Annotated in this window: 12 protein-coding genes and 1 tRNA gene; 8 read left to right on the plus strand and 5 right to left on the minus strand. The window is 41.4% G+C overall.

What is annotated here, in order from left to right; translation table 11 throughout:
• Positions 1 to 22 precede the first annotated feature (22 nt).
• Positions 23 to 1,201: a CARDB domain-containing protein gene (locus tag QXW63_04770; protein MEM3461204.1), complete on the plus strand. Its 1,179-nt coding sequence runs from the start codon at positions 23 to 25 to the stop codon at positions 1,199 to 1,201.
• Positions 1,202 to 1,286: 85 nt separating this feature from the next.
• On the opposite strand, the gene QXW63_04775 is transcribed toward QXW63_04770, so the two are convergent.
• The 3 genes from QXW63_04775 to QXW63_04785 form a co-directional block, all read right to left on the minus strand.
• Positions 1,287 to 1,805 carry a hypothetical protein gene (locus QXW63_04775; GenBank protein ID MEM3461205.1) on the minus strand — a complete coding sequence of 173 codons (519 nt, stop codon included), beginning with the start codon at positions 1,803 to 1,805 and terminating at the stop codon, positions 1,287 to 1,289.
• Positions 1,806 to 1,884: 79 nt separating this feature from the next.
• Positions 1,885 to 1,958, minus strand: a tRNA-Gly gene (locus tag QXW63_04780).
• Between the two features lie 295 nt (positions 1,959 to 2,253).
• The gene (locus QXW63_04785) at positions 2,254 to 3,033 is read right to left on the minus strand and encodes a hypothetical protein (protein ID MEM3461206.1); all 780 of its coding nucleotides are present in this window, start codon (positions 3,031 to 3,033) and stop codon (positions 2,254 to 2,256) included.
• 189 nt (positions 3,034 to 3,222) lie between these two features.
• Between QXW63_04785 and QXW63_04790 the strand changes: the two genes are divergently transcribed.
• The 3 genes from QXW63_04790 to QXW63_04800 are packed head-to-tail and all read left to right on the plus strand — an operon-like array spanning position 3,223 to position 5,733.
• The gene (locus tag QXW63_04790) at positions 3,223 to 4,374 is read left to right on the plus strand and encodes a 2-oxoacid:acceptor oxidoreductase subunit alpha (GenBank protein MEM3461207.1); all 1,152 of its coding nucleotides are present in this window, start codon (positions 3,223 to 3,225) and stop codon (positions 4,372 to 4,374) included.
• On the plus strand, positions 4,371 to 5,201 hold the full coding sequence (locus tag QXW63_04795; protein ID MEM3461208.1) for a thiamine pyrophosphate-dependent enzyme: 831 nt from the start codon (positions 4,371 to 4,373) through the stop codon (positions 5,199 to 5,201). The genes QXW63_04790 and QXW63_04795 overlap by 4 nt, the downstream gene beginning before the upstream one ends.
• On the plus strand, positions 5,191 to 5,733 hold the full coding sequence (locus tag QXW63_04800; protein MEM3461209.1) for a 2-oxoacid:acceptor oxidoreductase family protein: 543 nt from the start codon (positions 5,191 to 5,193) through the stop codon (positions 5,731 to 5,733). The genes QXW63_04795 and QXW63_04800 overlap by 11 nt, the downstream gene beginning before the upstream one ends.
• Positions 5,734 to 5,779: 46 nt before the next feature.
• On the opposite strand, the gene QXW63_04805 is transcribed toward QXW63_04800, so the two are convergent.
• Together QXW63_04805 and QXW63_04810 are read right to left on the minus strand one after the other, a co-directional pair.
• Entirely contained in the window at positions 5,780 to 7,321 is a 1,542-nt protein-coding gene (locus QXW63_04805; protein MEM3461210.1) for a NosD domain-containing protein, read from the minus strand.
• 56 nt (positions 7,322 to 7,377) lie between these two features.
• Positions 7,378 to 7,992 carry a hypothetical protein gene (locus QXW63_04810; GenBank protein MEM3461211.1) on the minus strand — a complete coding sequence of 205 codons (615 nt, stop codon included), beginning with the start codon at positions 7,990 to 7,992 and terminating at the stop codon, positions 7,378 to 7,380.
• Positions 7,993 to 8,164: 172 nt separating this feature from the next.
• Here QXW63_04810 and QXW63_04815 point away from each other — a divergent pair, with 172 nt between their 5' ends.
• From QXW63_04815 to purL, 4 genes are all read left to right on the plus strand, one after another.
• Positions 8,165 to 8,566, plus strand: a complete 402-nt coding sequence (locus QXW63_04815; protein ID MEM3461212.1) for a winged helix-turn-helix domain-containing protein — start codon at positions 8,165 to 8,167, stop codon at positions 8,564 to 8,566.
• A 153-nt stretch (positions 8,567 to 8,719) separates the two neighbouring features.
• The gene (gene purM, locus QXW63_04820) at positions 8,720 to 9,802 is read left to right on the plus strand and encodes a phosphoribosylformylglycinamidine cyclo-ligase (GenBank protein MEM3461213.1); all 1,083 of its coding nucleotides are present in this window, start codon (positions 8,720 to 8,722) and stop codon (positions 9,800 to 9,802) included.
• A gap of 54 nt (positions 9,803 to 9,856) precedes the next feature.
• Entirely contained in the window at positions 9,857 to 10,108 is a 252-nt protein-coding gene (gene purS / locus QXW63_04825; GenBank protein ID MEM3461214.1) for a phosphoribosylformylglycinamidine synthase subunit PurS, read from the plus strand.
• Positions 10,105 to 12,486 (plus strand): phosphoribosylformylglycinamidine synthase subunit PurL, encoded by a 2,382-nt coding sequence (gene purL / locus QXW63_04830; protein ID MEM3461215.1) that lies wholly within the window; start codon positions 10,105 to 10,107, stop codon positions 12,484 to 12,486. Before purS ends, purL begins: the two co-directional genes overlap by 4 nt.

The following is a 12,486-nucleotide window of genomic DNA, read 5'->3' on the forward strand; positions in this document are numbered from 1 at the left end:
TCCTGTTTGGGAGTCCCCTGACGTGCATGCTTTCTGGGCAGCCATCTCTGGAGACGGCAGCTACATAACCTATACTGGCGGATCATGGCCAGCACCTAACCAACTCAGCTTAATTAAAATGAAAACAACACCGCCCCTTCAAGTTTGGCAAGCCAACCTTCCACAATCAGCATTCTGGAGAGTTGACATGCCATGCCACGGAAAAAGCATAGTAGTAGTTAACGACGACCCAAGCGATTCAGTCGGCGCCCTCGCCATCTATTGGAATGACGGCGGCAACGGCTGGGACGCCGGAGACTCAATACCAGTATGGACTTATTGGCCAGACAAGGACATAGGAAGCGCACAAAACCCCTTGGCAGACTTCTACACAGTAGCAATCTCAGAAAGCGGCAACTACATAGCCACAGGCGGCACACCACACAACACCTACCTCCTAAAAAACGACGCAACCATTCAACAAAAAATCGGCATAATGCCAGGCTCGATTCAGTCAGTGGATCTTACACTTTCCGGAAAATACGGAGTTGCAGGAGATAACACAGGCAACGTCTGGTTCTTTGACAAGGATACTGGATTTAAGTGGAGTTGGATGACCGGTGGAGCAATTCATTCCGTAGCTATTTCTAAGGTATACCCATGCATGTTTCCATACCCAGACCATGATGTGGCAGTCACCAGCATAAAGCCAAACAAAACCATTGTAGGACAAGGATACAACGCAAACATTAGCATAACCGTAACGAACGAAGGCGATTTCCAAGAAACCTTTGAAGTAACACTTTGCACAAATTCAACAGTTATCGGAACTCAAACAGTTAACAACCTAGCCGCAGGAATGTCAATCATTCTGAACTTCTCTTGGAACACCAACAGCTACGAAAAAGGAATCTACACAGTATGGGCTTCCAGTTCGGTTGTACCCGACGAAATAGACGTATACGACAACCAACTCGTAGATAGTACTATAAAAGTGACTATTCCTGGCGATGTTGATGGTGATTTTAAAGTGAAGATGGATGATATAGTGCTTATTGTTGGTGCTTTCGGGTCAACGCTTAGAGCAGACGGATGGTACTGGCACACGCCACCCTGCATACTATGTCCCCATAATCCAAACTACGACGTAGACGGAAACAGCAAAGTAGACATGGGCGACATAGTCATAACATGCGGCAACTTCGGAAAAACCTACCCATAACCCTTTTTTCTTTTTAATTTAATATCGAATTAAATAATACACTTTTAAGGATCGAATACCAAACCAAAACTTGACATTAGAAGGTTTAGAGAAATTTTCGTTTAATATAAACAGATAAAAAGAAAAGTGCTGTGCCTATTTCACAAAAAAGAATAGCATAATCTGCATACACATGTGCCACTTTTAATTCAAGTTTATAATGAGGGTTGGCGTTTGGTGTTACCCCAGCGGGTGGAGCAACGGAGCGAGGATCGAGAAATGTTCCAGCCAAATCATTAGATCGATAATATGCATACCCCCCTTGCGCTGTTTCAATCCACTCGTATTCAACGTTAACAAGGGTGTAGGTGATTATCGCTAGTGTTACAAAAAGTAAAGAGGCACATAAGATTGTGGCGAAGGCTTTTTCTTGAAAAGAACTCTTTCGAGAGATCTCAAAATGTAATGTAACAAAAATCGTCAGAAAAACGGCTCCTAAACTCAGAAAGGTAGTAGCTTCCACAGAAAAACCTAACGGTTTCAACAATGCTATGCCAAAAAATGTAAAGGTTGACCCAGTAAACGCAAATATTTTCGGAGCATGAACGCTTAATACGCTAAACAAAGAGCCTATCTCTCCAAGAAATAATTAGGCCGCATGAAATATAAATTATTGCTGAAAAAAGGAAAGAAGCCGAGAACAGTGCGGTCGCCGGGATTTGAACCCGGGTTGTCGGCTTGGGAAGCCGATGTCCTAACCAGACTGGACTACGACCGCAACTATTTTGATTATTGAAGCTTGATTCTTTAAGATTTAGGTCAATTGAGTCAATACTGCTTTTGGTCTGGTCGAGTGTTAACTCCATTAATGTATTATAGATTTTGCTTGTGGCACTCAAACTTGAGTTTGCCATTAGCTGAACCAAAAGTGTTGATTAGAATCATGAAAGTTAGATAACCCAAATTTCAAGCAATGTTATTTGTTAGATACAGAAAAGTGGCACGTAAGCTACGTATAATCGATTAATCACAGTGACGAGTTAACGGTTTAGGGCGGAGAGAAAAAATGGGAATTATGGGTAGGTTTTTCCAAAGTTCATTAATATGACAACTATATCTGCCATTGTTATTCTGCCATTCAGGTCCAAATCCACGTGTGGATTCCATCTTAGGTGAGTTGGATATGAGCCAAAAGCATCTACGACTGCCATGACGTCATCGAATTTTATAACTCCATCATCATTGATGTCGGGTATAGGTGAGAAATTAAGTATACAGAGATATGCAGACGTTGTGAAGACCGGCTTTTGTCCAAGTTCCAAGACGACGAAAGTTTCTTGCTGTACGAACGTTATTTCTGTGCACAATACTTCATCGCTTGGAAGTTGTTGTATTGTAAAGTTGACTTGACATAACACTCCTTGATTTGTGACATCTACAGGTGTTTCTGGTAATAATGTTGCATTCACTTTTAAGTATCCAGTATCATCTACAACATCACTTGAAGCGGAAGTTATTAATGTGGCTCCGTCAATAGCAGAGGCAAAAACATTGCCGTCTGGTATCGAAACGTTTTGGAAGTTTACTATACTGTTGTTCCATGAAACAGAAATCTCCCATGCGACCAATTTTTCAACGTGAGTTATAGAGAACACTGCTGTAAAAACACTGCCGATAGGGTATTCTGAAGCTTTCAGTATAAAGAAACTATCATTTGTTTCCGGGTTAAGCACTCTTATTGTCGCAACCTCACCTTCGGCTTTAACACTGACTCCGTTGCCTTTAAGTGCCAATACTAACATGCTCACTGACAACAACATTACCATTATCTTGAAGGCCATTCTTGCAGACATATTTCTCCCTTCTCCGAAGAATCATAAAACAATTCTATGCAAAAAGATAAGACTTGTGGAAAAATCTTCTATTGTTAATGGAGTCTCAATGAGTCTACGAATGCAATCATAAAACATGCAAAGAAATAATTAACTTGAACTTTTATCTATTACTATCTTTCTACCACATAACGAAGGAAGTCAAAATTCATGAAAATAGCCAAGCTGAATACTTATTTCTGGCAAGGAAACGAAGCATGTGCAGAAGCCGCCATAATTGCTGGATGTCGCTTTTTTGCAGGCTATCCAATAACGCCAGCCAGCGAATTATTTGAACATATGGCTAAACGTTTGCCACAAGTTGGTGGAATAACTATTCAAATGGAAGATGAAATGGCTTCTTTAGGCGCAGTTATAGGCGCAAGCTGGACAGGAAACAAAGCCATGACCGCCACATCAGGACCAGGCTTTAGCTTAATGCAGGAATTGATAGGTTACGCGTTTATGACTGAAACGCCATGCGTGATAGCCGACATGCAAAGGGTAGGACCAAGCACTGGACAAGCCACAAAATGCGGGCAAGGAGACGTGATGCAAGCTCGCTGGGGCACTCACGGCGATTACTCAGCTATTGTGCTTGCGCCAAACTCCGTCCAAGAAATGTTCACGTTAACCATTAAAGCTTTTAACTATGCAGAAAAATATCGCACTCCAGTTATACTTCTTGCAGACGAAATAGTCGCTCACATGAGAGAACAGGTAACCGTGCCGCCAATAGAACGTATAGAAATAATTAACCGCAGAAAACCAAAAACTGGAGAAAAAGCATTTTTTGGCAATGAAGAAGTCCCGCCTATGCCAGCAGTTGGCGAAGGCTACAATGTTATCGTTACTGGGTCAACCCATGACGAGTATGGTGTTAGGTCAACAGCCAACCCGATTGTGCATAGACGCCTCGTAGAGAGACTCAACAACAAAATACAGAACCACGCGGAAGAAATTGCAGATTACGAAAGCTACAATGTCGACAAGTGCAGAATAGGTATAGTCGCCTTTGGTTGCACATCACGCGCCATCTACGAAGCAGCAGAAAATGCGGAAAAAATGGGAATAAAAACTGGATATGTGAGATTGAGGACTCTTTGGCCTTTTCCGGAACAAATCATCAGAAGACTAGCAAAATCGGCTAAGAAGATAATTGTGCCAGAAATGAATTTGAAACAAATATTTTACGAGGTAGAACGAGCCGCAAAGGGTTCAGCGGAGATAATCCCATTAAACAAAATTGGCGGTGGAGAATTAATCACGCCAGAAGAGTTAACAGCTAAAATTCAAGAAGTAGCGAAGGAGGAGAAGAAATGACGCAGCAATTCTCAATAAGAAAATATCTCCGAGACATCGAGATGCCCTTCTGCCCAGGCTGCGGCATATTCACAGTTATGAACGCTTTTTTGAAAGCCGTCCATGAACTAGGCCACGAAGACCTGAGCAAATTCGTTTTTTGCAGCGGAATCGGTTGTTCAGCATGGATTCCATCACCACACTTCATTGCCGACTCAATCCATACACCACACGGAAGAAGCATACCAATCGCAACAGGCGTAAAGCTACTCCGTCCAGACGTTAACGTGGTTGTTTTCGGTGGCGACGGAGACATAGTGGGTATAGGCCTAAGCCACTTTATCCATGCAGCCAGAAGAAACTTAGACATACTCGTCATAATGGTTAATAACATGGTTTACGGAATGACTGGTGGACAAGTCGCACCGACAACGCCATTTAAAATAAAGACTACAACAACCCCTTATGGAAGTTTTGAGCAACCATTAGACGCCACGAGATTAGCCGTTGCGGCCGGAGCATGTTACGTTTCGCGCTGGACTACAATACATCAAAACGAATTAAGAGAAACCATAAAAAAGGCGATGAAAATGAAAGGTTTCAGATTCATTGAGGCAGTAAGTCAATGTCCAACAGCTTTTGGAAGAAGAGTGGGTTTTAAAGATGCTGGAGAAATGCTAAAGTGGTTCAAAGAAAATTCTGTTTCGATAAAACAAGCAGAGAAACTCGATGAAGACAAGTTAGCCGAGAAGATAGTTGTAGGCGAATTTATCCAAAGACAACGCCCCACGTTTGTTGACAATGTATACAAAATGATTGAGGAGGCACAAAAAATCGATGAAAATTGAAGTTAGAATAAGCGGACTTGGCGGGCAAGGCGTAGTTTTGGCAGGTCAAATATTAGGCAAAGCAGCAGTCTACGATGGAAAAAATGCTGTTCAAACTCAAAGCTACGGTGCTGAAGCAAGAGGAAGCGCAGCAAAAAGCGAAGTGATAATATCAGACAGCAAAATTGGTTTTCCTGCGGTAAGAAAAAGCGACATACTAATCGCAATGAGTCAGCAAGCCCTCGAGAAACATCTCAGAGACTTGAAAGAAAACGGAGTGTTACTTGTCGACAGTACATACGTAAAGAAAATACCGGAGATAACAGCAAAAGTGCTTCAGATTCCAGCGACAGAGAACGCCGAAAAAATGTTCGGCGCCAAAGTATATGCAAACATAATTATGCTTGGCGCCTTAGTAAAAGCCACAAACATCGTCAGTGAAAAGGCAATTCAGAACGCCATCAAAGATACTGTAACTAGGAACACTGTCGACACAAATAAACAAGCATACAAACAAGGGACACGAATGATTTCACCAAAATCCATCATTTGAGATAATTTAGGTTTTTCATTACCTAAAAGCCCTAGGGATACCAGTTTTATGTTAACTGTTCCTCTTCTACTTTTTTCTTAATCGAAGCGCTTACATGAGCACGTTTTGATAAGTAGACAGTGATAAGAAGAAAGATTGCTATAGTTGCCGCAAAAATATAGACTAGGTTTTGAAAATTGCGTATACTTTCATTGTAAGCTGACAAATGTTCGAGGAAAGCATTGTTTAATTGATTGTAAATTTCTTGAAGATAAGAGTAGTTTTCGGAAAGAATGGTATAGTTGTCCAAGAATTCATAATATGATGCGTTCAAACTGTCAAAATCTGATTGCAGTTGGGCGTAATTGCCGAGAAGTTGAGTGTAGAGGTACATGGTTTTGGAAGAGATTATTTTGATTGTGTGTGTGCTGAAGGTATAGTTGACGTATAAAAAGCGGTGTGTTTCATTAGAGGGACTCAGCAAATTTGGTTGAACTTCTTCGTTATCTATAGTAACAATAAGTGAATAGTTCATCAATTCCGTTAAAATAACAATTCTGCAGAAACCAGTAGTAGATTCTTTACCGGTAACATTGAATATTATCATTCTATCTGCTGTTTCAGTCGCAACCTCAAATTTGAAATTAGAAATTGTTGAATTACAAATAAAGGGTACAGCATACGCTTTACCTTGAAAATCAACATAGAAAATAGAAAACATACCCGTTAGTGGATAATTATCTTGAACCGTTGAATCCACGAGGTACGGATCATCGCCTATTCCATCATAATTCAAATCACGACCAGAATACTCACTCCAATAGTTGCCTTCACTATTATAGCTCCAAGAATTCGTAGTGTCAGAATACACTTGCTGAGTGTTATTAAAATTGTTATGATAAATAGTGTTCTCTCCGCTGAGTGTGAGATGTATTCCGTAGTAATTTGAGAGCACAGTGTTGCCAGAAATCATGTTGTTGCTAGAGGATAGAAGATAGATGCCCGCATTTATGTTATAAGTAATTGTGTTATAAGATATCGTGTTACTACTTGAGTAATGCAAACTTAGTCCATTTAAGACGTTAGAAAATATTGTATTGTTTAGAACTATGTTGTTGCTAGAGAAGCGAAGGCTAATTCCATTTGTGTTCTGTATTATTTTATTATAACTTACGACAACTCGGTTGGAATAATTTAATAGTATTCCGCAGTTCATCGCATCTTCTCCACTGTTTCTAACCGTGAAGTTTCTGATCGTCACGTTTTCAGCCGTTATAACTACCACGTTTTCGTTTCCAGAACCATCAATAATTGTAAGGTCTGTATGTTCGCCAATTAATGACACGCTTTTATTGATAAGTAAGTTTTCAACATATGTTCCATTTCGAACATAAATGGTATACCCATCCAAGGCGTTTTTTAACGCGCTTGTTATGTTTCTATAGGGGTGCTCTATAGTGCCATCCCAAGGACCAAGAATGTTACGCGAGTCTACATATATAACACTGGTTTCCGCTTTTACATCTGTCTTCCAAGCTAGTAGGAAGGGTAGAGATAATAAAGATAGAAATATAAACAAACTCGATATTGATGTTTTCAATTTAACCACGTTCTCTTATGTTAGAATGTAGAATTATTAAACGTTAAGGTAACATACGCAAATAATCATATTTTTGCGAGCGATTTCCCAAGCATAACTGAACATGCAGTAGCAAAAGAGAAAGCGAGAACAAAAATGATTGGATCAATGACAGGTTGTGTAATAGCCCATAAAGCTGCTGTGTATAACACAAATGCCATTAATGCAAATGCAAAAGCTTGAACCTTAATATTTACTATTTTTTTAGCCACGATAGCTTGTTGCCGAGCTAATGCTGTTTCAAGCAGTTCTTTTGCATCCCTCATTTCCTGGTCGGTCACAAGAATTACTAGATTTTTATCGGTATCTTGAAACTTAAAACTTGAAAGAGCATATCTTTGTAGATCCCAAGGTCGCTTCTTTGGTAAAATTTTTACAATATTGCTTTTTTCCATTTTTTTCAGAATTGTTTGAATTTTCCGTATAAATTGAATATCATTTGCTTTTTCTTCCCCATACAATTTTTTCACGAGATCTTTCACATCTGGAAAATACAGTTCAAGCTGAAAAGATGCGATAGCTTTGGCGAGAGTATATTGATATTCGCCTTCACGCAATCGAATATTGGCTATTTTAAGGTCCGCCCTTAGAGCTTCTTGTAAAAATCTTATTTCGTCTAATGTTGGTTTGTGCTGAGACATTTTTCTTCCTTTTCAATAGTTTCAGTTGAAACAAGCTTAAAAAGTCTTCGCGTATTGGATGGTGATTTCAATAGTTTCAACAGTTTTTCGAGTATTTGATCTGCTTTTCAATGTAGTCTACCGAAAAAATCCGTAACTTATTCAATAGGGAGAGTATTATTGGGCGGAGAGTTTGGAACGTTATACTGTGAAGCTTTGTATTCCTTTGCTTAAAGAAAACGGTTTCAGATTTTACAGAAAGTACAGAAGCCGTATTGAAATCATAGCCTTGATGCTGGAGGCAATGAGAGAGAATGGCGCATCTAAATTTTTCATAATGAAACATGCAAATACCAACTCTGCTCAGCTTAATAGATATTTAAAAACCTTAATCCAACTGGGCTTTGCAGAAGCTACCTTAAAAAATAACCGCTTTTTATATATCGCTAGCAAGAAAGGACTCGCGTTTCTGAAACAATACTACATTCTTCAAGAAATGCTGTTAGAAGCGTCAACAGAAACCAAATCACAAATCTTAACTTACGGAACATTAGCGGAAAGGCAAGCGGAATACCAGTCTATTTCACGCTTTTAATCCCCTTCTCCTTTCGGCTTAAAAGCGAATTCCGCTTGCCCCGCCCAATAAACTTAGTTTTCGGAAAACAACTGGAGTTAAGTAGTGATTTTGGAAGCGCAATCTATCACTTTATAAATGAATGTTGCTCACTGTAATTCGGTGCGATGTTGGTTGCCACGTGAATTTACATATACGCAAGCCGGAGTTGACAGAGAGTTAAGGGCAGAGTCGAAAAAGGCTTTGCAAGTTTTGCGGGAAACTTACAGGTTTAGCGGCTATGGCGAGGTTGTTCAGCTTCCTTATGGGAACATTTTTCCTTTTGGTGCAGATCGTTACTTGGATTTGGTTATTGAAGGCGTGGGCACGAAGGTGCTTGTCGCGCAGTTAGCTGATAAATATGATACGATTGGTGTTGATGCTGTGGCGTTGGCTGTTAATGATGTTATAAGGTCTGGAGCTAAACCGTTAGCCGTCGCGGATAATATTCATGCGCAAGTTTCAGACCCTTATTTAGTTAGGGAGTGGTTGAAGGGTATAGCGGAAGGTGCGGTAGAAGCTGAATGTGTGGTGCCGAGTGGAGAAATTGGCGATGTCGCTGAAGTAGTGAAGGGGCTGGTAGAAGGGAAAGGTTTCGACATGGTTGTGGCTACAATAGGCGTGGTGACGCGTGAAAAGATAATTTATGGGAGAAACATAAAGGCAGGCGACTCGATTATTGGCTTGCGGAGTTCTGGAGTTCACAGTAATGGCGTGTCTTTGGCTAGGAAGATTCTTTTCAAAAAGTGGGGTGGCATGTATGAGCCTCATGACATTCCAGAGGGGCTAGACCGTGAGGTTGTTTTGGAGGCTTTGGAGCCTATGAAAATTTATGTTAAGCCATTGCTCAAAGTTGCTGATGTGCTTAAGGTGAAGGCGGCAGTGCATATTACGGGCGATGCGTATCTTAAATTTGACAATTTAGCAAGATTCTCGAAAGGCGTAGGCTTTGAATTTGACAACTTTAAGCCTCAACCAATCTTTGAGTTAATTCAGAAAACTGCTTCAAAGTTGGGCAAGACAATAACTGATGAGGAGATGTTCAAGACGTTCAACATGGGTTGGGGTTTCGCAGTAATAGTGGATAAAAGAGACAAGGATGAGGCTGTGGATGTTTTGGAGAAGACAGGTGCGCAGGCGGAGCAAATAGGCAACGTGACCGACAACGCGGGCATAAAAATTCATTATAGAGACAAGAAAATAATTTTGAAGTGGTAATTTGCCTTGTTATTGATAAAAGCGTTTAAATTCCATAAAATTCAAACTTAACCCATGAAATACCGTTTAAAAATTGAAGTTAACCTTAAACCTGGACATAGCGACCCCGAAGGCGAAACAACTGAGCGCTTGCTGAGAGAGCTTGGGTATAAAGTTAAAACGGTTAATGTGGGCAAAGTTTACCGTGTAATTCTTAATGCTGATTCGAGAAAGGAGGCTGAAGTGAAGGCTGATGAAATGTGTAGAAGGCTTCTGGCGAATCCAACAAAAGACAACTACACAGTAACGATTGAGGAAGAAAAATGAACGGCAGCTTGTATATCCGCAGAAAAACGGCCTTTCCAATTTTTGAAATAAACGTGTTCGAGGCTACAGACCAGCAACTGTTGGAAATCAGTCGAGAACTTGGCATAGGATTAAATTTGCATGAGATGAAGGCAGTCCAAGAATATTTTAGGAAAAAAGGGCGTAATCCAACTGATGTGGAGCTTCAGACCATCGGGCAAACGTGGTCGGAGCATTGTTTTCACAAGACATTTAAAGGCAAGATAAATGTGGGCGAAAAAGAGATTGACAGCCTCTTTAAAACATACATTGTAAGGGCTACGGATGAGATTAATCCAAAATGGTGTTTTTCTGTTTTTGAAGATAATGCGGGTATTATACGATTTGACAGGGGCTATGGTGTAGCGGCTAAGGTTGAGACGCATAATCATCCTTCTGCTGTAGAGCCGTTTGGCGGAGCCGCGACTGGTGTGGGCGGCGTCATCCGAGACATTTTGGGAGTGTGGGCTGACCCGATTGTATGCACGGATGTTTTAGGTTTTGGACCATTAGATTTCGATTATAGTAAGCTTCCAGCTGGAGTGAAGCATCCAAAATATATTTACATGGGTGTCGTAGCAGGTATTGGAAGCTACGGCAACAACATGGGCATTCCCACTGTGAATGGCGCAATATACTTTGACGAAAGCTACACTGGAAATGTGGTTGTTTACTGCGGATGCGTAGGGTTGCTTCCGCTGAAAAAATTCAGGAAAAACGCTAAGCCTAATGACGTAATTGTTTTGGCTGGCGGAAAAACTGGACGCGACGGGATTCATGGAGTAACGTTTGCGTCTGCTGAGCTGACGGAGAAATCAGAGGAAGTTTCTAGACCGGCGGTTCAAATTGCAAATCCGATTGAAGAGGAAAAACTGAAAAGAGCCATAATCACGGTTCGCGACTGTGAGTTAGCGTCGGCGATAACAGACCTTGGAGGCGGTGGATTATCATCAGCTGTTGGTGAAACGGCGAAGAAGTTTGGTTGCGGTGCTGTTATAGAGCTTGATAGGGTTCCATTGAAGTATCCGGGATTGGCTCCGTGGGAGATTTATGTTTCCGAATCGCAAGAGAGAATGCTTTTGGCTGTTCCGTCTGAGAACCTCAGTAAGGTTTTGGAAATTTTTGAAAATGAAGATGTTGAGGCGACGGCTATTGGGAAATACACTTCAGACAAGCTTTTGCAAATCTATTATTGCGGCGAAAAAGTTGCTGAGATGGATATTTCCTTTCTCTTTGAACCGCCAAAAATTGTGAGAACCGCAAAGTATGAACCATCGAATTTTGAGGAGCCAGTTTTTCCAGAGCCAACAAACCTAACAAAGACTGTTTTGCAGCTTTTGTCTTCGCCGAACATTGCAAGCAAGGAAAGCGTAATTCGCAGTTACGACCACGAAGTGAAGGGCAACACGACGCTTAAGCCTTTGCAAGGAGAATACGGCGGACCTAATGACGCAGCGGTTATAAAACCTCTAGAAAATTCTTGGAAGGGCATAGCCATTTCGTGTGGGATGAATCCGAACTACGGTAAGATTGACACTTATTGGATGGCCGCGTCCGCGATAGATGAGGCTGTTAGGAATAATGTAGCTGTTGGCGGAAGAAGAATCGCCTTGCTGGATAATTTTACGTGGGGCAACCCTGAAAAGCCCGAAAGACTCGGCAGTTTAGTTAGAGCGTGCGAGGCATGCTACAAGTTTGCAAAGGCTTTTAGAACGCCGTTTATTTCCGGAAAAGACAGCCTATACAATGAATCTCCGCTTGGTCCAGTGACACCGACTCTTTTAATCACAGCTTTAGGCATTATCCCAGACATTCGCTTGGCTGTTTCGATGGATGTTAAGGATGTGGGCGATTCGGTGTACATTGTTGGCAAGACATTTGCGGAGTTAGGCGGCTCGGAGTATTATAAGCTGAAAGGATTTGTTGGGAAGACTGTGCCAAAAGTGCGTGCAGCTCAGGCTAAGAAAACGTTTAGTGCTATTACGAAGGCTGTTGATTTGGGTTTGATTAAGGCCTGCCATGACTTGTCTGAAGGTGGCTTGGCAGTGGGTGCTGCAGAGATGGCTTTTGCTGGTGGGCTTGGGTTGGAGTTGGATTTGCTAAAAGTTCCATGCGAGGCGTTGGCACGTGATGATTTTGTTTTGTTTTCGGAGTCTAACAGCCGTTTTCTAGTTGAAGTTTCAGAGAGGGATAAAGTGGATTTTGAGGTTCTAATGAAGAACACGGTTTGTGCGGAGATAGGCAAGGTCAGCGAAAATCCAAGGTTGCGCATCAAAGGGTTGGATGGAAAGGTTGTTGTTGACGCGTTGCTTGCAGAGTTGCTGGCAAGTTGGAAGAGAACATTAAGCAGCGGGGTGTAA

This window comes from Candidatus Bathyarchaeia archaeon (genome assembly GCA_038873195.1).
Classification (GTDB): Archaea; Thermoproteota; Bathyarchaeia; order Bathyarchaeales; family Bathycorpusculaceae; genus DSLH01.

Bases quoted from the DNA above. Each gene is read 5' to 3' on its own strand.
- QXW63_04785 (MEM3461206.1), bottom strand. From the start codon at position 3,033: ATGTCTGCAAGAATGGCCTTCAAGATAATGGTAATGTTGTTGTCAGTG.
- QXW63_04790 (MEM3461207.1), top strand. From the start codon at position 3,223: ATGAAAATAGCCAAGCTGAATACTTATTTCTGGCAAGGAAACGAAGCA.
- QXW63_04795 (MEM3461208.1), top strand. From the start codon at position 4,371: ATGACGCAGCAATTCTCAATAAGAAAATATCTCCGAGACATCGAGATG.
- QXW63_04800 (MEM3461209.1), top strand. From the start codon at position 5,191: ATGAAAATTGAAGTTAGAATAAGCGGACTTGGCGGGCAAGGCGTAGTT.
- QXW63_04810 (MEM3461211.1), bottom strand. From the start codon at position 7,992: ATGTCTCAGCACAAACCAACATTAGACGAAATAAGATTTTTACAAGAA.
- purS (MEM3461214.1), top strand. From the start codon at position 9,857: ATGAAATACCGTTTAAAAATTGAAGTTAACCTTAAACCTGGACATAGC.
- purL (MEM3461215.1), top strand. From the start codon at position 10,105: ATGAACGGCAGCTTGTATATCCGCAGAAAAACGGCCTTTCCAATTTTT.